Genomic DNA, 21,832 nt, shown 5'->3' on the forward strand with positions numbered 1-21,832 from the left:
TTACAGTTTTGTGAATGGAAACGCTTATTTTCGTAGTAAAATAATTTTAGAAGGATGAATTATTGTTGAAAAACCGTGTATTTCAGCAACCTTACCAATCTTTGGTATTACAATGGACTCCGGCAATTATCGCCGCAATATTAATCTTTATGGTACCTCCGGTTGGAATTGCCATTATCATCGCATACTTTACAGCTCCTATTTTAACAGCAATAAGAACTATGACACGACTTCCTTTAACAATCGCCACACTATTCGTCATGCTTTCAATCTTATTCATTATTGCCACGTTCTCATTTATCGCTTTGCATGGGTTGATGGATACAATTCCGCTTGTGGAACGTCATCTTGCTCAATATACTGGAAAAACCGATCTATCTGGAAAAGTTTTTTCATTCCTTGAAGGGAAATTTATAGAATATGGACATGCGTTGTTAGAATATGCCATTACGTTTACTGCGTCCTTTTTTCAACGCATTTTTAGTTTATTCATTTTCTTAGTTGCCTATTTTTTCGCATTACGTGAATCTGGCAAGAACCGATATTGGTTTCTTATTTATTTTCCTTTTAAGATGCGAAAATCCTCTAAAAGAATTTTTACAAAATCAGGAGAATTGATAGGCACATTCATATTTGTGGAGGCAAGGTTATTCCTACTGACATTTATCGTTCTTAGTGTTGGTTTTTCATTTTTAGGATTCGAATCCCCTATCGGAAGCGCTTTTCTTGTCTCACTCGTTGACAGTTTGCCCCTACTTGGAATCGGGCTATTTTTACTTCCGATGTCGGCTTTTTTTCTTTATTCAAACCAATTATTCATAGGCGTCTCGTTAATCTTACTGTATATATTTGTAATTACGACGAGACAATTGGCGGAATCCTATATGTGGGCTTCGGCTTTTCGCGTAAAACCGATTCACGCCTTCTTTATAACGGTTTGTTCATTTTATCTATTTGGCCTTGTTGGCATTCTGTTAACGCCATTCCTACTTTTTGCTGCTTTAAAGCTGAAAAAGAATCCATATTTCAACGAATAATGATTTGACCTTTTTTCATTTTTTCATATATCCATTTAACGATAAATGGCCGTATCATATTTCTTGGCCATTTAAACAAAAGTAAAAGACCAGCTATATCTGTGAGAAAGCCAGGCATGATCAACAGAATACCGCCAAGGAAAATACAAACACCATCAATGACAGCGTTGCCTGGAGTTTCCATGGAAGCCATTCTGTTCCGCAAATCAGTCCAAGCTTTCAGCCCTTGGGTCCTCGCCAAGTAGGCGCCTCCTACACCTGTCGCGATGATAATAAGTATCGTAGGGAGAACACCAAATGTCCGTCCTGAATAGAGGAGCAACGCGATTTCCGCAGTAGGCAATAAAATAAAAGTAAGCACTATCCATCTCATTATACAACCGCTCCATTCCTAAAAAGGCTGCTTTCGAATAGATTCGAAAGTCAGCCTTGTGTATGCGAACAATATTATAAAACTCTTGCATGTCCATTGTAAATTACGCCGGATTCCGCATCCATTGTAATCTCTTGACCACTTGCAATAACCTCAGTCGCTTTTTCTACGCCAACGATGACTGGGATTCCTAAACTTAAGCCAACTACCGCTGCATGGCTTGTCAACCCAGCTTCCTCAGTGATGAGTCCCGCGCATTTTTCAACCGCAGGCATCATATCCCGATCAGATGCATATGTGACAAGGATTTTCCCATTCAAATTATGTTTCAATGCTTCCTCTGCAGTTTTAGCAACAATCGCTTCTCCAAACGCAACTGTCTTGCCAATCCCCTGTCCTCGCGCAAGCATATCTCCAATGACATGTATTTTCATCAAATTCGTCGTACCTGCTTCTCCAACAGGAACACCTGCTGTAATAATAACAACATCGCCATGAGTAACATATTGATGTTTTACACTTTCCTCAACTGACTCTTGTAAGATCGCGTCTATGGAATGGACTCTCTCCCCGATAATCGGATAAATCCCCCATACAAGAGTTAACTTTCTTGAGCATTCTTCAGATGCGGTAATAGCGATGATCGGACAACCAGGTCTGTACTTAGCAATCATTTTTGCTGTTTGACCGCTTTCTGTCGGAGCCAAAACTGCCTTTACTTTTAGGTTAAGAGCTGTATAAGCTGCTGCTTGACCAATGGATTCCGTCATATTCCCCTGTTTTTCACGTCGACGAGTTGAAACTACAGCATGATAATCTACTGCACCTTCCGCAGTCCGCGCAATTCGATCCATCGTACGAACCGATTCAACAGGGTAGAGTCCAGCTGCTGTTTCACCGGATAGCATGATCGCATCAGAACCGTCTAAAATAGCATTCGCTACGTCACTCGCTTCTGCCCTTGTAGGACGTGGATTGCGTTGCATCGAATCTAACATTTGCGTTGCAGTGATGACCGGTTTTCCTACTTGGTTGCATTTTTCTATCATGTTTTTTTGCACAAGAGGAACTTCTTCGGCAGGGATTTCCACACCAAGATCTCCCCTTGCAACCATTAAACCATCCGAGACATTTAGAATTTCATCTAAATTGTCAACACCCTCTTGATTTTCGATTTTAGGAACGATATGAATAGATGCGCCGCCATTTTTTTCAAGTAGCTCCCGGATTTCCATGACATCAGAAGCACGACGGACGAATGATGCAGCGATAAAATCCACACCTTCTTTAATTCCGAATAAAATATCTTCCTTATCTTTCTCTGTAATACCAGGTAGTTGTACGGATACTCCCGGAACATTGACACCTTTTTTATCTTTCAAAGTTCCAGAGTTAACAACGATTGTATGAATCAATCCATTTTCCTTATCCAAAGCTACAACTTCAAGCTGAATAAGTCCATCATCCAAAAGAATGACTGAACCATTATCGACATCTTCGATCAATTTATCATAAGTGACAGAAAAAGCTTCTTCTGTTCCTTCCACTTCAGTCATCGATATATCGATATGTTGGCCAGTTATCAACTCCACTTGTCCGTTTTTCATGGAATGCGTACGAATTTCGGGACCTTTCGTGTCAAGCAGGATTCCTACAACTTTTCCAGTCTTTTTCGACGCCTCACGGATAGCCGAAATTCGGGCTCTATGCTCTTCATGCGATCCATGTGAAAAGTTCAGTCGTGCAACGTTCATACCCGCTTCAATTAGTTGTTCAAGTATTTCTGGTGATTCACTTGCCGGTCCGATGGTACATACAATCTTTGTCTTTCTCATTACAAAACGCCCTTTCATATTGTGCTTCTTAAATCGATAATTCTTTTGATAATTTGTATAATTCCATATCTAAGGAGTGGTCAGTTGGTTTGAAAACCACTTCTAACTCATAGTCTACCACCACATTGTTTTGCATACCAATCGCAACACTACCTCGCCCCTCACGCAACACTTCTACAGCCCTTGCACCATATTGGCTGGCAATGACTCGATCCCTTGCGGAAGGAGAGCCTCCCCGTTGAATATGCCCTAATACAGATACCCTTGTTTCGATATTCGCCTTTTCTTTTAATAAATCCGACAAGTTAGTGCCGGACATGACACCTTCAGCGACAATGATAATACTATGCTTTTTGCCACGTCCTGTTCCGCTTTGCAATCGATTGATAATTTCATCCATATCAAAACCCGCTTCAGGAATGAGAATTGTTTCTGCCCCTCCAGCCAGCCCAGCCCATAGAGCAAGGTCTCCGGCATCCCGGCCCATCACTTCGATGATGAATGTGCGTTCATGGGAAGTTGCGGTATCCCGTATTTTATCGATTGCATCAATGACAGTATTTAATGCCGAGTCAAAACCGATAGTGAATTGGGTTCCGTTAATATCGTTATCGATAGTTGCAGGAACACATGCACATGGAATACCCAATTTGACCAACTCATATGCCCCTCTGAATGTTCCATCGCCACCAATAATGACAAGACCTTCGATGCCGTGCAATTTCAACTGATGGACAGCTTTCTTTCTACCTTCTTCAGTCATAAATTCCTCTGAACGGGCAGATCTTAGCATCGTTCCCCCTCGTTGAATGATATCACCTACAGAGCCAAGTTGTAATTGTTCAATCTTCCCTTGAATAAGCCCTTGATATCCATTGAATATACCAGAAACTTCAAGACCGTCATGAATGGCCTTACGAACAACGGCACGGACTGCTGCATTCATGCCCGGAGCATCTCCTCCGCTTGTTAAAACACCGATTTTTTTCAACAAGAACACTCCTTGGTATGTATTTCATAAAAGGCGAAAAGATGCGAAAAAACCTCGCATCCTTCCTCACTCGGTAAATACGCCTAAGCCCCTATATTTGGAATACCGATCCTCTATCAAGCTTTCTCCATCCATTCCCTTATAGGCATCAAGAGATTTTCTAAGCGCCTCACGTATAAATTCAGCCTGTTTCTTAGGGTCCCTATGTGCCCCTCCCATAACTTCAGGGATGATACTATCAATTATACCCATTTCCAACAAATGTGGTGCAGTGATTTTCATCGCCTCAGCCATCTGCTTAGCTAAAGAAGCATCTCTCCATAGAATAGAAGCTGCCCCTTCAGGTGAAATAACTGAACACCATGAGTTTTCGAGCATGATGAAATGGTTAGCGACGCCGATTGCCAGCGCACCACCGCTTGCTCCTTCGCCAATTACGATTGAAATAACAGGAACTTTAAGTCCCGCCATTTCAACAAGGTTTCGGGCAATGGCTTCACTTTGTCCACGTTCTTCCGCAGCTTTTCCTGGATATGCCCCTTTTGTATCTATTAAACAAATGATAGGCCTACCGAATTTCTCAGCCTGTTTCATTAAACGTAAAGCTTTTCTGTATCCATCCGGATGGGGCATACCAAAGTTCCTTTTAAGGTTTTCCTTTGTATCCCTTCCGCGTTGTTGACCGATAATAGTAACTGGCTGATTTTCAAAAAATCCGATACCGCCCACTATCGCGGCATCATCCCCGAATACCCGATCCCCATGGAATTCGATGAAATCTTCAAATAGTTCACCAATGTAATCGAGTGAAGTTGGGCGTTCAGGATGTCTTGCAACCTGAACCCGTTCCCATGGATCCATATTCTCATAAATCTCTTCTTCAAGGTTCTTTAATCGCGTCTTAAGGTTCTCGATTTCTTTGGATAAATCCACCTCAGACGAATTTGTAAATTCCTCTAATTCCTTAATTTTCTCGCGAAGCTTAATGATTGGTTCTTCAAACGTGAGTGTCTTACTCATGTACTTCTGCCTCCCTTACATGAAGTCGAATGATCTTGGAAAGTGTCTCTTTCATTTCTTCCCTATGAACGACAGCGTCCAGTTGACCATGGTTCAGTTGGAATTCAGCTGTTTGGAAATCATTCGGCAACTTTTCCCTAACTGTCTGCTCTATAACACGTCTGCCCGCAAAACCAATTAACGCTTTAGGTTCAGCTATATTAATATCACCAACAGATGCAAAGCTTGCAGAAACACCGCCAGTTGTCGGATATGTCATCACAGAAATAAATAACAGTCCTTTTTCGGAGTGGCGTTTTAGTGCGACACTTGTTTTTGCCATCTGCATTAACGATAAGATACCTTCCTGCATCCTTGCACCGCCACTTGCCGAAAAGATGATGATCGGAAGTCCTAAATCGGTCGCATGCTCAACGGCACGAGTGATTTTCTCACCAACAACTGAACCCATAGAACCCATGCGGAAGTGGGAGTCCATAATGGCAACCGCTACTTTCTTGCCACTAATCTCTCCAGTTCCAGTCAATACAGCCTCATTCAATCCAGTCTGTTCTTTGTCGGATGCCACTTTTTCCATGTAAGACGGAAAGTTCAATGGATTCTCTGTTTTCAAATGATTATCCATGGATTCAAAAGTGCCTTCGTCAAATAAGCATTCCACACGCTCCCATGCAGTCATTTTAAAATGATGACCACATTTCTGACAAACCTTTGCAGTTTTCAAAAGGTCTTTAGTCAATATGATTTCTTTACATTCCGGACATTTAGTCATAATTCCTTCAGGTACATCATTTTTCGCTTCTGCTGAAGGTATCGTTATCGCTTGCTTCTTTTTATGTTTTGTAAAAAGATCTCGGATCATTACTCTTCCCCCTCAATTTTTTCTATCCATTGTTCGTAAGATTCCAATGCTTTTAGAACACGCCCACTTATCAAGTTTTCAAGCAATGCATTCATAATTTGAGTTTCATTCATTTCTGTCATTTTCCCATAAGGAACTCTGCTATATTGCTTCAATAGAAACCAGATTTTTAATGATAATCGGTTGTCCGTTGCTACAATCATTTCCCGGACAATATCTTCTCTTAAAATGGAACCTTCTTCTTGTAACCTCACTAATAGGCTTTTCCAAACTGGAAGCTGTTGTTTTTGTGGATTTTTGCAAATCGATTGGATTGCAGCCTTTTCGTGGATAATGCGGGTTTCTCTTGCATCCTTTGCAGAATCAGGCTGTTGCATGATGAATGTAGATAAAACTTCAACAAGCTGATGCTTTTTGAAATCCCCCAAAAATGTACCTTCTCCACGACGTGTTTCAATGAGTCCCAATAGCTCAAGACTACGAAGTGCTTCGCGGATTGTGGATCTTCCTACTTGTAGACGTTCCGCCAATACACGTTCAGATGGTAATTTATCACCAATTTCTATGCCTTCCGCCTTGATCATGAGCCTCAGTTCTCCAACTATGTCAAGAAACATCTTAGATGTTGGTTTTGTATTTTGCATTCGGGCCCCGCCCCTTTAGGTGATTCGTGATTCGACAAGTGGTCTGACCACTTCTGTTTAATAGCATACAGAAAAATGGGTGTTGCGTAAAGCAATTTTAGGGAAAAACATCAGAATTGCTTGTTTGCTTACTATTACGGCCATTTTAAAATAATTAAACAGGTAAAGGATAGCATTTGCATTCCTTCACCTGTTTACCCTTAAAGTTTAAATTTTATTTGATTTTTGTACAATCAATTGGGTTTGGCCGTTGCGTTTTTCCATTGTTCCTTCAAGTTGTACCATAGCAAGTTCTTGTAGGTGTACATTGCTTATGGCGTATTGCTTCGGGAAGATTGTGCAGGACAATTCTCCTGTCTCGTCTTGGAGAGTTAAGAACGCCATTGCTTCGCCTTTCTTAGTTCGAATGCGCTTGATTTCACGGATTAAGCCGGCTACTCTTGCCATACTTCGTTCCCTCATATTCGGGACATCTACAAGATCTACGATTTGGCCGTCTAAGTTCTTTTTCAATTCCAATGCTGGGTGTTCGGATAAATAGAAACCTAACACTTCTCGTTCGTATTCCAACATAGCGAACCTTGGCATTGTTCCACCCGGTGTGTATTTTGGCTGTGCGATGGAAAAAATGACGTCTAACAGCAAGTCATCTTCCCCTTCCGTTCCGATAAACATTGCATGATTCCGGGCAGCTTCGATGGAAGCTAACAGCACAGATCTATTTTCTCCGAATTCATCAAGCGCTCCTGCTTTTATTAATGGAATAATAGCTTTTTCTGTGAAATGTGTTCCACCGATGGCAGCTGAAAAATCGAAAAGGGATTTCCAGCCATTTGCCGTTCGCGCTGACTTTACAATATTATAAAAAGCAGGCGTCACGCCTTTTATGGCACCAAGTCCAATACGAATTGCACCATTTTCAACGATATGTGAAAATTTACTTCTTTGGATGGATGGCGGCAGAATCGCAATTCCTTTTCTTCTTATTTCATGGATGTACTCCATAATTTTATCTTGATTGCCCGTTGCTAACGATAAGAGGGCTGCGTAAAAGTATGCCGGTTCATTTGCTTTGATGAAGGCTAATTGATAGGAGATTAAAGAATACGCAACGGCATGGCTTTTCGGGAACCCATAATCCGCAAATTTAACGATCAAATCATAGATTTCACTCGCTGATTTTTCCGGGAAGTTGTTGTTTACTGCACTCTTAACAAAATGCTCCCTTTCTTGACGCAAAATCTCTCTCTTCTTCTTACTTACAGCCCTTCGCAAAAGATCCGCCTCAGCCATTGTAAATCCAGCAATTCGCACAGCTATTTGCATGATCTGTTCCTGGTAGACGATAATGCCTTCAGTCTCTTTTAAGATTGGTTCAAGCTGGGGATGAATATAATGGATTTTTTCATTATTATTTTTCCTTCTGCTATACAACGGGATATTTTCCATCGGACCCGGACGATACAATGCATTTATTGCATAAATATCACTGAATTCATCTGGTTTTATAAGCCTTAAGGCGTCTCTCATTCCGTCAGATTCAAATTGAAAAACTCCAGTCATATCCCCTTCCCTGAACAATTCGAAGGTTTTCTGATCATTTAAAGGGATTTCCTCGAAATTCAAGACGACTCCTTTGTCATGCTCTATCATTGATTTGATACGATCCATCAACGTTAAGTTCCGTAAACCAAGAAAGTCCATTTTTAATAAGCCGACTTCTTCAACATCCCCCATGGCCCATTGCGTTAAGTAAATATCGTCCGACCCATTTTGCAGAGGAACTGTTTCCACGAGTGGGACCGGTGAAAGAATGACTCCAGCCGCGTGGGTTGAGGCATTTCTTGGCAAACCTTCCAAAGCCCTCGCAGCTTGGAACCATTTGTTTCGGATAGGATCCATGGCAATCCAATCTTGAAGTGCTTTCGATTGTTTAACGGATTCTTCAAGTTTTCTGCTATGGCCTTCTTGTATTTGCTTTGATAGAAACCCCATTTCTTCATTACTAAAATCGAATACCCGGGCAACATTTCGAGCTACAGATTTAGCTGACAAGGTACCGAACGTAATGATTTGTGCTACATGGTTTTTCCCGTACTTTTTGGCAACGTACTCAATCACTTCGGATCGGCGGTTATCCGCAAAATCGATATCGATATCGGGCATCGTAATTCTTCCAGGGTTCAGGAAACGCTCGAAGATAAGTCCGTACTTGATAGGATCCACGTCTGTAATGCCTAATGAATACGCGACAAGTGAACCTGCAGATGAACCCCTTCCTGGACCTGTCAGAATTCCCTGTTCTCTTGAGAAACGCATGAAATCTTCCACGATTAAAAAATAATCGGAAAACCCCATAGATTCAATGATTTTCAACTCATATTGCATGCGCTCGTGATAGGTTGCGGTTATCGATCCAAGTCTTCTTGCCAACCCTTGTTCACAATGTTTCTTTAATAATGTAGCTGAAGTTTCACCGACCGGTACTGGAAAAGCAGGCATTCGAGAATGACTTGGCGGCATCTCAGCATTGCAGGAAAGCAATATATCCGACATTTTCTCAAGCCATTCTGGACGATCTGAAAACCAGTTTTGTAATTGTTCTTCTTCAGGAAGAAAGGCATCATAGACTTCAATTTTGGGGCGGGATGGGTCATTCAACTTATATCCGGATCGAATGGCAGTGGCGACTTCAAATGCAAACGCATCCTCTTCCATGAGATACCTTGACTCATGGAAGGCTGTAATCTCTATTCCATTTGCTTTACTTATTTTTTGTATCTCGTCCTCGGAAGGATGTCTTACACCATTAGGTCTGGACACTCCTATGTAAACCGTTTGGCATACACTTCCAATTTTAGAGAGCGTGTCACTATGTCTCCACTCGTCCCATGATTTATCCGTCAAAGGGCAAATCAGCACGCAGCCTTCACTGTAAGCTTGCAGCCATTTTAATGGCAGCGTCTCCTGATCCCTTGTCGCCATAGCACTGCTGATTTTAAGTAAGTTGCCGTATCCCTTATCATCCTTTGCATAGGCGAAGAGGAGAACATCCGCCCCTTCCGTAATTTCAAGACGGATAGATAGACCGATAACTGGATGGATATCGTATTTCTTTATTACTTGATAAAATGAACGCACCCCGTACATTTTTGAATTGACGATCCCTACGGATTTAGCCCCTCTCCTTTTCAGAAGGGGGGCTAAGTGATCGAGTTTTATAATTCCGCGCAATAGATCGGCGCCTGTTACAATTTGTGGATAGACAAGTACCAATTACAACGCCTCCGACCCGTTATTTCGCCGTGCATAATTCTTTCAATTTAGCAATGATCTCATCTGCTTTTTCCCATGAGTAAACCGAGGCTCCCGAAGCCAATGGATGTCCTCCTCCATTGTATTCGGCCGCTAACTTATTGATAACGGGACCTTTTGAACGCAAACGCACTCGAATTTGGTCATCTTCTTCAACGAAAATAACCCAAGCACATATTCCTTTTACATCGCCAAGTGCACCGACCAACTGAGAGGTTTCACTAGCAGTTACATTAAAATCCTCTAAGATCGACTTATCGATTTTAATGAAAGCAGATCCATTTTCATCGATCGTGAAATTTTGATACATATACCCTTTCAAGTGTAGCAATCTACGATCCTCTTCGTACATTTCAGCAAAAAGACGAGTTCGATCGAAATCATATTTAATAAGGCTGCTTGCAATTTCAAAAGTTCTTACTGTTGCACTTGGAAAGAGAAAACGACCCGTATCCCCAACAATGCCAGCATACAGTAGGCGCGCACATTCATCAGACATCTTCCAGCCGTAATGCTCTCGACCTTCTTCGAATAAAAGATAAATCATTTCAGAGGTGGAACTGGATTCTGTATCAACCCATCTCAGATCACCGTACGGATCGACGTTAGGATGATGATCTATTTTCAGTATAAAAGCGCCATTCAGGTAATGTTCCGCATCAATCCGCTCAGTGTTCCCTGTGTCTGTAATAATTACAAGTGCGTTATCATAATCGGATGCAGTTACATCATCCTGAGTAGCTAAATAGGAAAGCATTTCATCATGCGTCCCAGATGCAAATACTTGTTTAGTAGGATAGTTGGTTTTTATCAATTCTTTTAACCCAACTTGAGATCCGTATGCATCCGGATCTGGTCTTACATGTCGATGGATAATGATCTTGTCGTATTTCTCAATTGTGTCGATGATTTGTCTTTTCAATTTCGGTTTCCTCCACGTTTCAATGATTTATAGTCGCAATCATAGAAAAAAGCCGCTACAATGAAAGAAGTTCTTTGATGGAGGCCTTTTTATGAAAACAATAAATTTCTTTTTAGTCTTTTTCATCGTAGCATCTGGTGTTTTCTACTTTTATTTTAAAACTCGTCAATTCAGGACAAGCTATGTATTTCCGATTCGTAAAAAAATGTTTGCAAGTAAAGCTGGATCCTTCTTAGGTGGACTTCTGTTTTTCTTTGGTATTAACCAGCTTATTCTATTTCAAGGGGTTGCCACCTATTTGATTTCCGGCATATTCATCATCTTTGGTGCATACATCATTTATTTCAATACAAAAGCAACAAAGCATTATAAACAATTTGTCGACGAGGAAACAAGACTGAACGAAAACTGATGCCTCAGCATCAGTTTTTTTTGTTTTCCATCATCATCTCTCAAACAACTGGTACATGACCATCGCTTTGGCGATTAATTCCGAATCTGAGAAAAGATCGAAGTCAACTTTTACGAACCTGCGGCTCATATGGAGTATTCTTGGTTCAACGGTGACGACACTACCAAGCTGTACATGTTTAATGAAGTAAATTGTCATGTTTTCAGGTACACTCTCACCGCGTTTCCGCATTTTAATGGCCCGGTTGCCAACGTCTGTCAGAAGTGTCGTCAATGCCCCATATGATAATGACCCAAGTTGATTTGTCATTTGAGGGACAACCGAGAACTCAACATTCTGTGGATGATCCGGCACCGCCTTCATCTGGCCCTTAACGATATCATCTATCTTCTCGCCCTGTTGTGGTTGCCTTTGCGTCATTTGCAATGCCTTCAGTACATCTTGTCGACTGATGATTCCTTCTAAAATCCCAGCATCACTCACGACCGGCATTAAGTCGATACCTTCCCAAATCATGCTATGACCAGCGGATGCAACACTTGTTTTGCCGCTAACTGTTATCGGATGTTGGGTCATCACTTTTTCAATCAGATCGTTTTCATTCTTTCCTACTGCATCCCGTGAAGTAACAATTCCAATCAGCCTGCCATTCTTTTCTATAACTGGATATCCGGAGTGCGCTGTTTTACGGTTCACTTCATTAAAATAACCGACATCGTCCTTCGGGGAAAAGGTGATTGTTTCCTCAAATGGCGTTACAATATCTTCTACAAGCAAGATTTCCTTCTCAATCAATTGGTCATAAATCGCCCGGTTCAACATTGTGGCAACGGTGAATGTATCATAGCTGGATGAGATGATCGGCAAATTCAATTCATTGGCAAGCTTTTTCGCTTCATCGGCAACATCGAAACCACCTGTGACAAGTACTGCTGCACCTGCGCTTAATGCAAGTTCATGTGCCCTTGGCCTGTTTCCGACAATGAGCAGGCTGCCTGCGTCTATGTATCTTCTCATATCCTCAAGTTGCATGGCTCCTATGACAAACTTAGTTAGTGTTTTATGGAGACCATCGCGACCACCTAAAACTACCCCATCAACAATATTGACGACTTCAGCAAACGTCAGCCGCTCAATATTCTCCTTCTTTTTCTTTTCAATTCGTATTGTTCCCACTCGCTCGATCGTATTGACAAGCTTTTGGTTTTCAGCTTCTTTAATTGCCCGATATGCTGTACCTTCACTAACTGACAAGGCCTTTGCAACCTGCCGGACGGATATTTTTTCGCCGACCGCTAACCCTTCGATATAGCGTAAGATCAATTCATGTTTAGTCGACATCTTTTCACCTTTTTCTCTATTTACCTACTCTCATTTTATCATAAATCAAAAAGAATAGCGTTTATCAAGGCATTGCCGGAATTTGAATTAATGGAAAAACCGATTCAGAACAAAAGTAAACTGTTCGAATCGGTCATTATTTAAATTTCGATTATATCTCCAGCTTCCATGATTTTCACTTCATTAGAAGTTACAAGTTCCTTAAAATGTTGCGGGTTTTGCCTGATTGGAGGAAATGTATTGTAATGAACCGGCACTACAAGTTTCGGATTCAATAATTCTGTAGCTACTGCAGCATCTTCAGGTCCCATTGTGAAATTATCCCCAATCGGAAGGAATGCGACGTCGATTGACTGACGCCTCCCAATTAAAGCCATATCGCCAAAAAGCGATGTATCCCCAGCATGGTAAACTGTCTTTCCTTCAGCAGTAAATAGGATCCCCGCAGGCATCCCTGTATAGATGGTTTCATTTTCCTCAGTTGTATAGGAAGAACTATGGAAAGCTTGCGTAATTTTCACTGTTCCGAAATCGAACTCACACGCTCCACCTATATTCATGCCATGAGCATTGAGACCTATCGAGCCAAGGTAAACAGCAAGTTCATTCGGCGCAACGATCAACGGATTGCATCTTTTAGCAATTTCGATTGTATCTCCAACATGGTCATTATGGCCATGCGTAAGCAGAATTACATCTGGCGTCTGATCGGATGCCTTTAGGTCAGTCAATTCATTTCCAGTTATGAATGGGTCTATTAATATCGTCTTGCCCGCCGTTTCAATTTTCACAACGGAATGTCCATGATAAGAAATCTTCATTTTAAATTCCCTCCAAATACGTTCATACTTACTTGTTTCGATAATCAAACACAAAAACCCTCTTTTTTGGTATGATAAACTTATCTACAAAGGAGGGTCAATATGAAAAAGATTCAGGACATTCAACAATTCCTGCATGATGAAAATTTAGATGCAGCGCTAATTACAACTCCGGACAATGTTTTCTATGTATCCGGTTTTAAAAGCGAACCACATGAAAGACTTTTAGGTGTAATGGTATTCAAAGACGCAGAACCATTTGTCATTTGTCCTTTGATGGAAGTACCCGACTTGAAGGCTTCCGGCTGGACATTCGAAGCAGTTGGACACCAAGATACGGAAGATGCTTGGGAGGTTCTTGCTTCGGCCGCACGGAAAAGAGCTGTTTCTTTCGAGAAAATTGCTATTGAAAAATCTCATTTGACTGTTGAGCGAATGGAAAGAATGGAAGAGCTCTTCGAAGGTGCAATGTTTTCACGTCTCGATGAAAAGTTGAATTCCCTAAGAAATATAAAGAGCGAGGATGAGCTTGTAAAGCTGCGAAAGGCTGCAGAATTAGCTGATTATGCAATCGAAGTAGGTTGTAAGGAGATTGCCGAAGGGAAGACTGAACTCGAAATCCTAATGGCTATCGAGTTTGAAATGAAGAGAAAAGGCGCGGAGAAAATGTCATTTGATACGATGGTTTTATCCGGTCCTAAAACAGCGTCACCTCATGGCAAGCCGGGATCCAGAAAAATCCAAAAAGGCGATTTCATTCTATTCGACCTTGGTGTTGTTTATGAAGGATATTGCTCCGACATTACACGGACTGTCGCATTTGGGGAGCCATCCGAAAAACAGCGTGAGATTTATGAAACGGTTAGAAAAGCGGAACAGGCGGCAATCGATTTAGTCCGTCCTGGAGTGAAAGCACGTGATTTGGACAAAGCTGCAAGGGATGTCATTACAGAAGCTGGATATGGTGAGTACTTCACCCACCGCCTCGGACATGGACTCGGCATTTCTGTCCATGAGTTCCCGTCGATCACCGGGACAAATGATCTTGAACTTCAAGAAGGCATGGTCTTTACGATCGAACCGGGAATTTACAATCCTGAAATTACAGGTGTGCGTATTGAAGATGATGTCGTCGTCACAGCTGACGGAGTTGAGGTACTAACGAAGTTCCCTAAAGAATTAAAAATTATAGAAGCATAAAAAATCGCTGTCCGGTTCCCCGGACAGCGTTTTCATTATCCTAATAATGATTCTGCAGGCACATATTCAAGGCCTTGAGCTTCAGCTACAGCTTTGTAAGTCACGTTGCCTTCCATAGTATTGATCCCCTTTTGCAATGCAGGATTATCTAAGCATGCTTGCTTATATCCTTTGTTTGCAATTTGCAACGCATATGGCACCGTTACGTTTGTCAATGCCATTGTAGACGTGCGTGGAACAGCACCAGGCATGTTTGCAACAGCATAGTGGACGATTCCGTGCTTTTCATACGTTGGGTTGTCGTGAGTAGTGACACGATCGGATGTTTCAAAGATTCCACCTTGGTCAATAGCAATATCGACAAGTACAGAGCCAGGCTTCATCGATTTAACCATTTCTTCAGAAACCAATTTTGGAGCCTTCGCACCCGGAACTAATACACATCCAACAACAAGATCGGAGTCCTTGACCGATTCAGCAATATTGAAAGGATTGGAAACAAGCGTCTGGATGTCGTTTCCGAACATTTCATCCAATTGGCGAAGACGATCGACTGATAAATCCAAGACAGTTACTTGAGCACCCATTCCAACAGCAATTTTCGCAGCATTCGTACCAGCTTGTCCCCCACCGATTACAGTTACTTTACCGCGTGATACACCAGGAACTCCCGATAGAAGGATTCCTTTACCGCCGTTGATTTTTTCAAGGTATTGCGCACCGATTTGAGTAGCCATTCTTCCAGCCACTTCACTCATAGGAGCTAATAATGGCAAAGAATTACCAATTTGCACGGTTTCGTAAGCGATTCCAATTACTTTGTTATCAAGCAACGCTTTAGTCAATTCCAACTCAGGAGCAAGATGGAGATATGTGAATAAAATAAGCCCTTCACGGAAATAACCATACTCGGATGCAAGCGGTTCCTTAACTTTCATGACCATATCCGCTTCCCAAGCTTCACCAGCAGTTTCGACAATTGTCGCGCCTGCGTTAACGTAATCTTCATCAGTGAAGCTCGATCCAAGACCTGCTCCTGTTTCGATCAACACTTCATGTCCTGCAGATTTCAAATTGAAAGCCCCAGCAGGCGTCATTGCAACCCGATTTTCATTATTCTTGATTTCTTTCGGAACACCTATGCGCATTTCCAATCCCCCTAGATTTGATAATAAGTTGGTCGATTCGACACACAATATGAAAGGACCAATGTACAATCAATTCTATCAGATTTGTTATTGGATTGCTCCATTTAAAATATACAAATAAGTCTTCAGGGTTATATTTACTAAATACATTTTTCGCAACGTGACAATTCCGTCGAATTTATCAGCAATTTTGAAGGTTTTTAGTGATATTTGTAGAATATAATTAATGTGTAAGTAAAATCTACAGGATGGAGTGAAGAACATGGTACTAAAATATGACCAAATTATTGTAGCTGTTGATGGATCCAAAGAATCTAAATGGGCTTTCAAAAAAGCAGTTGGCATAGCTCAACGAAACAATGCTACGCTGAATTTGGTGAATATCATCGACACACGTTCATATGCAGCTGTAGAGGCATACGATCGTTCCATCGCCGAACGGGCACAGAAATTTGCCGAAGAATTACTTAATGAATATAAGCAGGAAGCCGAAACTGCTGGTTTGCAAAATGTAAACGTCATAGTAGAATATGGCTCTCCTAAAACAATGATTTCACGCGACATTTCGAAAAAAATCGAGGCTGATCTAATTATCTGCGGAGCGACTGGCCTAAACAAAGTCGAACGCTTCTTGATCGGCAGCGTATCTGAAAACATCGTACGATCCTCTTCATGTGATGTGCTTGTTGTAAGAACACCTGAAGAATAAAACATAGTAGGGGCTGTCCGGAAAGTCGGTGAAACTGGCTTTCCGAGACAGCCCTTTTTACTGTAGTATCACAACGTAACCGCCATATCACAACGTAACTTGCTCGTATCACAACCTAAACGCGCCGCATCACAACATAACTCGCTCGTATCACAATGTAACCGCCGTATCACAACGTAACCCGCTCGTATCACAATGTAACCCGCTCGTATCACAACGTAACCGCCGTATCACAACGTAAATGCGCCGTATCACAACGTAACTCGCTCGTATCACAACGTAACCGCCGTATCACAACGTAAATGCGCCGCATCACAACGTAACTCGCTCGTATCACAACGTAACTCGCTCGTATCACAACGTAACTCGCTCGTATCACAACGTAACTCGCTCGTATCACAACGTAACTCGCTCGTATCACAACGTAACCACCGTATCACAACGTAAATGCGCCGCATCACAACATAACTCGCTCGTATCACAACGTAACTCGCTCGTATCACAACGTAACTCGCTCGTATCACAACGTAACCCGCTCGTATCACAATGTAACCGCCGTATCACAACGTAACTCGCTCGTATCACAACGTAACTCGCTCGTATCACAACGTAACCCGCTCGTATCACTTTATAACTTAGCGGAAATCAACATTTTCGCAGACTATTTTCAATAAAATTCATTACTTTAGTTCAACCTAATAACTTTCACTTGCATTTATAATCAATAAGGGGTAAAGTCGTAGTAATTCAATATTATCTTATTTCGAAAGTTTTGAAGTAAGGATAGAGGCGCAAAGACCATCAGTACACAATCGGAGGATAATGAGATCCTGTGATGATCGTCGAAAGGGGAATTTGCCGAAGTGGAGAGAATCTCATAATTCTCGAAGCTGGTTCTGGGTTGAATAAGTCCAGGATTGTCATATAGGAAACTATATGGAGGGCTATCTTATGCAAAGAAATAATTTACCTATTATTTCAAAGCAACAACGAGCCCTCGTTGTTGCTTTTTGCGTTCATCTACAAACCGCCCTCCACCCTCTATTTATTTTCCCAAAAAAATAAATGATAGGACGTGGAGATTATGAATTTCGGACAAATTGTAACAGCTATGGTGACACCTTTTAACGAGCAGGGGGAAATTGACTTTCCTGCAACAAGAAACTTGATCGATCATTTACTTGCGAACGGTTCAGACGCTTTAGTAGTATCAGGTACAACAGGCGAATCACCTACATTGACAACAGAAGAAAAAATTACATTATTCAAATTCACAGTGGATGTCGTTGCTGGAAGGGTTCCGGTTATTGCCGGTACTGGTTCAAATAACACGAAGGAATCCGTCGAGCTGACCATTCAAGCGGAAAACATTGGTGTAGACGCAGTTATGCTTGTCGCGCCTTATTATAATAATCCTTGTCAAGAAGGCTTATATCAGCACTTTAAGACAATTGCGGAAGCCACTTCTTTACCAGTCATGCTTTACAATATCCCTGGGCGCAGCGTTGTCAATATAACGGTAGATACAATCGTTCGCCTATCCGAAATACCAAATATTGTTGCACTTAAAGAGGCTAACGGGAATTTAGACGCTATGTCTGAAATCATCGAACGTACTCCTGCCGACTTTTCACTATATAGTGGCGATGACGCTTTAACAATTCCAGTTCTATCTATTGGTGGAGTAGGCGTTGTTTCTGTTTCATCACATGTTATCGGCAACGAAATGCAATCCATGATTCGAAGCTTCAAACTTGGCGATATTCAACAGGCGGCAAAAGAGCACCGTAGACTATTGCCAATGATGAAAGCCCTTTTCGTCGCACCAAACCCATCCGGTGTAAAAGCCGCATTGAATTTAACAGGAGTCTCCGTTGGGCGAGTGCGTCTGCCTATGATTCCTTTAAATGACGAACAATTGCTTACAGTGCAAAAAGCATTGACTGATTATGAGGAAGTCATTATTAATTAATTCAAGAGAATATAAAAATGCGACATGCCATTCCAAATCGGAACAGCATGTCGCATTTTTCGTACTAACTTTTATTGCTCTTCAACCCATTCATCAATCTTACGTAAGAATGATGCCATCGCATGTTTATCCGACATTGTCGGTACTTTCGTTAATAGGACATCGGGGATACCCTTCATATTCGGTTCAGGTTTTTGAAGCACAAGGATGCTTTTCTCATGAACCGAACTTCTGAAAAGGGATTCCGGCAATTGGATAACTGCACGCACCAGCGCATTCTTTTTCACATATCGATGCAGTAACGATGATTGATCCGATTCAAATAGGGAAGCCGGCACAAGGAATAGTCCATATCCCCCACCCTTCAAATGATTCATCGATTGTTCAATGAAGAGATGATGCGAATAAGCATGTCCTTCGGCTGGCATCATTTCAAAATTAAGTGCGTTATCATCATCAGGATAAAACCCGACCGGTAGATCACAAACTACCAAATCAACCGGGTCAACCATTAATGGGCGTAATGCGTCTTGTACAAAAAACTGTACAGGTTGTTCAAGTAGGTTTGCGGAAACCGCTGAAAGTCTTACCAATAGCTCATCGATTTCAACAGATGTAGCTACCGTTTTCTCACCCATGGCATTCATTACAGTGAACAAAAGATTTCCTGTTCCCGCAGCCGGATCTAATAATGTCACTTGTTCTTTTTTATCCATCAGTCGACTTGCGAAATGCCCGATCAGCATGCCAAGAGCATCAGGCGTCATCTGATGGTGCGGTTGCGCGTTCTCTTTCATTCCTTTTAAAACCGCAAGCTGAATGCCTCTACGAATTTCTTCCTTTGTAACAGTTGCATTCAACCTTGGCATAACATCGCCGGATAACCATTGATTGCACGCCTCGATTATGGATTCCAGATAAAGACTTTCCTCATTGGATGTCGCAAACTCGTCTAAAAACTTAAAGATGTGTTCAGTATTTGTTACCATTTTTATCCCTCTAATCAATTCTCAAAAATAGTTTGCTTTTAAAAGCCCACCCGTTTCCGAGTGGGCAAGTTATTATTTAGTTAAGTCTTTTACAGCTTGAATCGCTTTATCGTAATCCGGGTGGTCTGTTACCTCATCTACATACTCAACGTAAGTGACGGTATCATCTTTGTCGATGACAAAGATCGAACGGGTTAACAAACGCAATTCATTTATAGCGACGCCGAATGCTTCACCAAATGAAAGGTCTCGGTGGTCTGATAATGTCTTAACCTTCGTAGCATCCTCAGATTTGACCCATCTTGCCTGAGCAAAAGGAAGGTCAACAGAGATTGTCAATACTTCGACATCATCTCCAAGTGTAGAAGCTTCTTCGTTGAATTTTTTCGTTTGCAATGAACATACACCTGTGTCAAGTGAAGGAACAACGCTGATCAATCGAATTTTCCCTTTTGAATCATTCAACGTAACCGGCTGCAAATCATTTGATAGAACTGTGAAATCTGGAGCTTTGTCGCCTACCGCAACTTCTTTACCAAGCAATGTAACGGGATTTTGTTTGAATGTAACCATGAAGACGCCTCCTTGTCATTTCATTTCATTCTACTAAACAATTGTTCCCGCTTGCAACTCTTCACTCTTTTGCAAGCGCTTTGTCTCAACTATTTCCTTTTCGTAGGACTGTTCATGGATGACATATGTATCCGCAAACAGATCGTGTAACGCTTCTTTTTTCGGCATGAATATAACTAATAGGTAGGGGATAGTCAATAGTTTAGATATGAAACGACCGATACCCTCCCTGAAAAGAATTGTTCCCCAGGAAAGCTTTCCACCGTCTTTTTGAATGACTTTAATGCCCATTATCATTTTCCCGATTGTTTGACTAAAGAATTTCGTCATAAGGGCAAAGTAGGTAAGGAATAGGATAAGGATTACCACTTTGTATGAACTGAAGAGTAAAAAAGATGGATTGGTAATCTTTATATCAAAAACTCTAAATAGCGGTTTGATAAAAATTCCACTTACCGCCGACACCATTATCAGGTCAATTACATAAGCCCAGAAACGGGTCCAGAAACCCGCGAATTTCGGTCTGAATTGTTCTGTTTTGATAATTTCAAATTGTGGAGGGCGAATTTGCTCGGTAACATCCGTCATTAATTGATTTTGATTTACATCATCCGTCATATTACATTCCCTCCCTTACTTTTCACCATACAAATACATCATCCTTGGGGCGTCATAATCTGAAAGCAATTTACCAATCAGTTCAGACTCTACATTACGGCCAAATAAATTCCCTACATTCACTCCGAAAATCGATGCGAAACTGTCCATAGGCGCATACTCAAATACTGTTGCACCTTCCAGTTTATAATCAGCTTTTATTGCATCGATAACATCGCCCATCTTCCCAACTTCATCTGCAAGACCCGCCTCTATCGCTTGTCTGCCATTCATAATTCGGCCATCGGCTACTTTTTTCACAGCTTCAGGTGACATATTACGCCCTTCAACTATAATGTCGACAAAGCGCCCATAGGAATCATTGACCATTTCCTGAAGCATTTCATGTTCTTCTTTTGTCATTTCACGTGATCCACTCATTATGTCCTTGTAGGGACCAGTTTTGATTGTATTAAAATCGATGCCATATTTCTCGGCTAATTTCGCGTAATTTACGCTTTCCATGATGACCCCGATTGAACCTGTTATTGTTTCCGGATGCACGAAAATTTTATCTGCTGGCGCGGAGACATAATATCCTCCGGATGCAGCCATTCCACCCATTGCCACGTAGATTGGAATTTCCCTTTCAATTTGAATGGCCCGGATTGAATCGTAAATATCGGATGATTCGACTACGCCACCACCTGGTGTGTTAACGGATAGGATAACCCCTTTTACTGATTGGTCGTTAAGTACGTCATCTAACTGCGACATGAAAAATTGATGGTTGTATCCGGTTGTTGCGAAAATGGAGCTGCTACCAACGTCTTGAATGACTCCGTCTAATTTGAGGACAGCGATCCGATCTCTGTTAGTGCCTTGCTCGATAATTTTTTCACTGTATGCATTGTTTGTTGCACCCATTTGTTCTAAAAAACCGTTAAGATCCCTTGTGAATATGTACGATAGTGAATTGACGCCTACTGATATGAATATCAAAACTGACGCTACAATGATCGCGATCCACCTTTTCATTGTCATAGGTTAATTCCTCCTTCTTTTCTCCAC

At 41.5% G+C, this 21,832-nt stretch carries 20 protein-coding genes and 1 riboswitch; of the genes, 5 read left to right on the top strand and 15 right to left on the bottom strand.

The window, feature by feature from the left end; genetic code table 11:
- Positions 1-65: 65 nt before the first annotated feature.
- Positions 66-1,037 (top strand): AI-2E family transporter, encoded by a 972-nt coding sequence (locus NSQ43_RS13435; RefSeq protein WP_339250967.1) that lies wholly within the window; start codon positions 66-68, stop codon positions 1,035-1,037.
- Here NSQ43_RS13435 and NSQ43_RS13440 read toward each other — a convergent pair.
- The 8 genes from NSQ43_RS13440 to NSQ43_RS13475 form a co-directional block, all read right to left on the bottom strand.
- Positions 1,027-1,410, bottom strand: coding sequence for an FxsA family protein (locus NSQ43_RS13440; protein WP_339250969.1), 384 nt, complete (start codon positions 1,408-1,410; stop codon positions 1,027-1,029). The two genes, NSQ43_RS13435 and NSQ43_RS13440, sit on opposite strands and share 11 nt — an antisense overlap.
- Before the next feature lie 74 nt (positions 1,411-1,484).
- On the bottom strand, positions 1,485-3,245 hold the full coding sequence (pyk, locus tag NSQ43_RS13445; protein ID WP_339250971.1) for a pyruvate kinase: 1,761 nt from the start codon (positions 3,243-3,245) through the stop codon (positions 1,485-1,487).
- A gap of 28 nt (positions 3,246-3,273) precedes the next feature.
- Complete coding sequence (gene pfkA / locus NSQ43_RS13450) at positions 3,274-4,236, bottom strand: 6-phosphofructokinase (protein WP_339250973.1); 963 nt, start codon at positions 4,234-4,236, stop codon at positions 3,274-3,276.
- A gap of 66 nt (positions 4,237-4,302) precedes the next feature.
- Positions 4,303-5,256 (bottom strand): acetyl-CoA carboxylase carboxyltransferase subunit alpha, encoded by a 954-nt coding sequence (locus tag NSQ43_RS13455; RefSeq protein ID WP_339250975.1) that lies wholly within the window; start codon positions 5,254-5,256, stop codon positions 4,303-4,305.
- Positions 5,249-6,118 carry an acetyl-CoA carboxylase, carboxyltransferase subunit beta gene (accD, locus tag NSQ43_RS13460; RefSeq protein ID WP_339250977.1) on the bottom strand — a complete coding sequence of 290 codons (870 nt, stop codon included), beginning with the start codon at positions 6,116-6,118 and terminating at the stop codon, positions 5,249-5,251. The genes NSQ43_RS13455 and accD overlap by 8 nt, the downstream gene beginning before the upstream one ends.
- A complete protein-coding gene (locus tag NSQ43_RS13465; RefSeq protein ID WP_339250979.1) occupies positions 6,118-6,762 on the bottom strand; it encodes a GntR family transcriptional regulator in 645 nt (214 codons plus the stop codon). The genes accD and NSQ43_RS13465 overlap by 1 nt, the downstream gene beginning before the upstream one ends.
- Positions 6,763-6,969: 207 nt before the next feature.
- Positions 6,970-10,038 (bottom strand): DNA polymerase III subunit alpha, encoded by a 3,069-nt coding sequence (locus tag NSQ43_RS13470; RefSeq protein WP_339250981.1) that lies wholly within the window; start codon positions 10,036-10,038, stop codon positions 6,970-6,972.
- A 19-nt stretch (positions 10,039-10,057) separates the two neighbouring features.
- The gene (locus NSQ43_RS13475) at positions 10,058-10,999 is read right to left on the bottom strand and encodes a bifunctional oligoribonuclease/PAP phosphatase NrnA (RefSeq protein WP_339250983.1); all 942 of its coding nucleotides are present in this window, start codon (positions 10,997-10,999) and stop codon (positions 10,058-10,060) included.
- Positions 11,000-11,090: 91 nt separating this feature from the next.
- Here NSQ43_RS13475 and NSQ43_RS13480 point away from each other — a divergent pair, with 91 nt between their 5' ends.
- Complete coding sequence (locus NSQ43_RS13480; RefSeq protein ID WP_339250985.1) at positions 11,091-11,411, top strand: YtpI family protein; 321 nt, start codon at positions 11,091-11,093, stop codon at positions 11,409-11,411.
- Between the two features lie 33 nt (positions 11,412-11,444).
- On the opposite strand, the gene NSQ43_RS13485 is transcribed toward NSQ43_RS13480, so the two are convergent.
- Both NSQ43_RS13485 and NSQ43_RS13490 read right to left on the bottom strand, forming a co-directional pair.
- Positions 11,445-12,752 carry a DRTGG domain-containing protein gene (locus NSQ43_RS13485; RefSeq protein WP_339250987.1) on the bottom strand — a complete coding sequence of 436 codons (1,308 nt, stop codon included), beginning with the start codon at positions 12,750-12,752 and terminating at the stop codon, positions 11,445-11,447.
- Positions 12,753-12,892: 140 nt separating this feature from the next.
- Positions 12,893-13,573: a metal-dependent hydrolase gene (locus tag NSQ43_RS13490; RefSeq protein WP_339250989.1), complete on the bottom strand. Its 681-nt coding sequence runs from the start codon at positions 13,571-13,573 to the stop codon at positions 12,893-12,895.
- Between the two features lie 102 nt (positions 13,574-13,675).
- On the opposite strand from NSQ43_RS13490, the gene NSQ43_RS13495 reads away from it, so the two are divergent.
- On the top strand, positions 13,676-14,773 hold the full coding sequence (locus tag NSQ43_RS13495) for a Xaa-Pro peptidase family protein (protein WP_339250991.1): 1,098 nt from the start codon (positions 13,676-13,678) through the stop codon (positions 14,771-14,773).
- A gap of 35 nt (positions 14,774-14,808) precedes the next feature.
- Here the strand turns inward: NSQ43_RS13495 and ald are convergent, their stop codons facing one another.
- Complete coding sequence (gene ald, locus NSQ43_RS13500; protein ID WP_339250993.1) at positions 14,809-15,921, bottom strand: alanine dehydrogenase; 1,113 nt, start codon at positions 15,919-15,921, stop codon at positions 14,809-14,811.
- 262 nt (positions 15,922-16,183) lie between these two features.
- On the opposite strand from ald, the gene NSQ43_RS13505 reads away from it, so the two are divergent.
- Positions 16,184-16,630 (top strand): universal stress protein, encoded by a 447-nt coding sequence (locus NSQ43_RS13505; protein ID WP_339250995.1) that lies wholly within the window; start codon positions 16,184-16,186, stop codon positions 16,628-16,630.
- 776 nt (positions 16,631-17,406) lie between these two features.
- A riboswitch (Lysine riboswitch) is annotated at positions 17,407-17,585 on the top strand.
- Between the two features lie 129 nt (positions 17,586-17,714).
- Positions 17,715-18,602, top strand: a complete 888-nt coding sequence (dapA, locus tag NSQ43_RS13510; RefSeq protein ID WP_339250997.1) for a 4-hydroxy-tetrahydrodipicolinate synthase — start codon at positions 17,715-17,717, stop codon at positions 18,600-18,602.
- Between the two features lie 71 nt (positions 18,603-18,673).
- Here the strand turns inward: dapA and NSQ43_RS13515 are convergent, their stop codons facing one another.
- The 4 genes from NSQ43_RS13515 to sppA form a co-directional block, all read right to left on the bottom strand.
- Positions 18,674-19,591 carry a class I SAM-dependent methyltransferase gene (locus tag NSQ43_RS13515; RefSeq protein ID WP_339250999.1) on the bottom strand — a complete coding sequence of 306 codons (918 nt, stop codon included), beginning with the start codon at positions 19,589-19,591 and terminating at the stop codon, positions 18,674-18,676.
- Between the two features lie 72 nt (positions 19,592-19,663).
- Complete coding sequence (gene tpx, locus NSQ43_RS13520; protein ID WP_339251001.1) at positions 19,664-20,164, bottom strand: thiol peroxidase; 501 nt, start codon at positions 20,162-20,164, stop codon at positions 19,664-19,666.
- A 33-nt stretch (positions 20,165-20,197) separates the two neighbouring features.
- Entirely contained in the window at positions 20,198-20,782 is a 585-nt protein-coding gene (locus tag NSQ43_RS13525; protein ID WP_339251003.1) for an RDD family protein, read from the bottom strand.
- 15 nt (positions 20,783-20,797) lie between these two features.
- On the bottom strand, positions 20,798-21,805 hold the full coding sequence (gene sppA / locus NSQ43_RS13530) for a signal peptide peptidase SppA (RefSeq protein WP_339251005.1): 1,008 nt from the start codon (positions 21,803-21,805) through the stop codon (positions 20,798-20,800).
- Positions 21,806-21,832: the final 27 nt, after the last annotated feature.

The sequence above is a fragment of the Sporosarcina sp. FSL W8-0480 genome, from assembly GCF_037963765.1.
Classification (GTDB): Bacteria; Bacillota; Bacilli; order Bacillales_A; family Planococcaceae; genus Sporosarcina.

What these genes read in the sequence shown, in the direction of transcription:
- NSQ43_RS13440 (WP_339250969.1), bottom strand. Translation starts at nt 1,410, where the DNA reads ATGAGATGGATAGTGCTTACTTTTATTTTATTGCCTACTGCGGAAATC.
- pyk (WP_339250971.1), bottom strand. Translation starts at nt 3,245, where the DNA reads ATGAGAAAGACAAAGATTGTATGTACCATCGGACCGGCAAGTGAATCA.
- NSQ43_RS13455 (WP_339250975.1), bottom strand. Translation starts at nt 5,256, where the DNA reads ATGAGTAAGACACTCACGTTTGAAGAACCAATCATTAAGCTTCGCGAG.
- accD (WP_339250977.1), bottom strand. Translation starts at nt 6,118, where the DNA reads ATGATCCGAGATCTTTTTACAAAACATAAAAAGAAGCAAGCGATAACG.
- NSQ43_RS13465 (WP_339250979.1), bottom strand. Translation starts at nt 6,762, where the DNA reads ATGCAAAATACAAAACCAACATCTAAGATGTTTCTTGACATAGTTGGA.
- NSQ43_RS13480 (WP_339250985.1), top strand. Translation starts at nt 11,091, where the DNA reads ATGAAAACAATAAATTTCTTTTTAGTCTTTTTCATCGTAGCATCTGGT.
- NSQ43_RS13485 (WP_339250987.1), bottom strand. Translation starts at nt 12,752, where the DNA reads ATGTCGACTAAACATGAATTGATCTTACGCTATATCGAAGGGTTAGCG.
- NSQ43_RS13490 (WP_339250989.1), bottom strand. Translation starts at nt 13,573, where the DNA reads ATGAAGATTTCTTATCATGGACATTCCGTTGTGAAAATTGAAACGGCG.
- NSQ43_RS13495 (WP_339250991.1), top strand. Translation starts at nt 13,676, where the DNA reads ATGAAAAAGATTCAGGACATTCAACAATTCCTGCATGATGAAAATTTA.
- ald (WP_339250993.1), bottom strand. Translation starts at nt 15,921, where the DNA reads ATGCGCATAGGTGTTCCGAAAGAAATCAAGAATAATGAAAATCGGGTT.
- NSQ43_RS13505 (WP_339250995.1), top strand. Translation starts at nt 16,184, where the DNA reads ATGGTACTAAAATATGACCAAATTATTGTAGCTGTTGATGGATCCAAA.
- dapA (WP_339250997.1), top strand. Translation starts at nt 17,715, where the DNA reads ATGAATTTCGGACAAATTGTAACAGCTATGGTGACACCTTTTAACGAG.
- NSQ43_RS13515 (WP_339250999.1), bottom strand. Translation starts at nt 19,591, where the DNA reads ATGGTAACAAATACTGAACACATCTTTAAGTTTTTAGACGAGTTTGCG.
- tpx (WP_339251001.1), bottom strand. Translation starts at nt 20,164, where the DNA reads ATGGTTACATTCAAACAAAATCCCGTTACATTGCTTGGTAAAGAAGTT.
- NSQ43_RS13525 (WP_339251003.1), bottom strand. Translation starts at nt 20,782, where the DNA reads ATGACGGATGATGTAAATCAAAATCAATTAATGACGGATGTTACCGAG.
- sppA (WP_339251005.1), bottom strand. Translation starts at nt 21,805, where the DNA reads ATGACAATGAAAAGGTGGATCGCGATCATTGTAGCGTCAGTTTTGATA.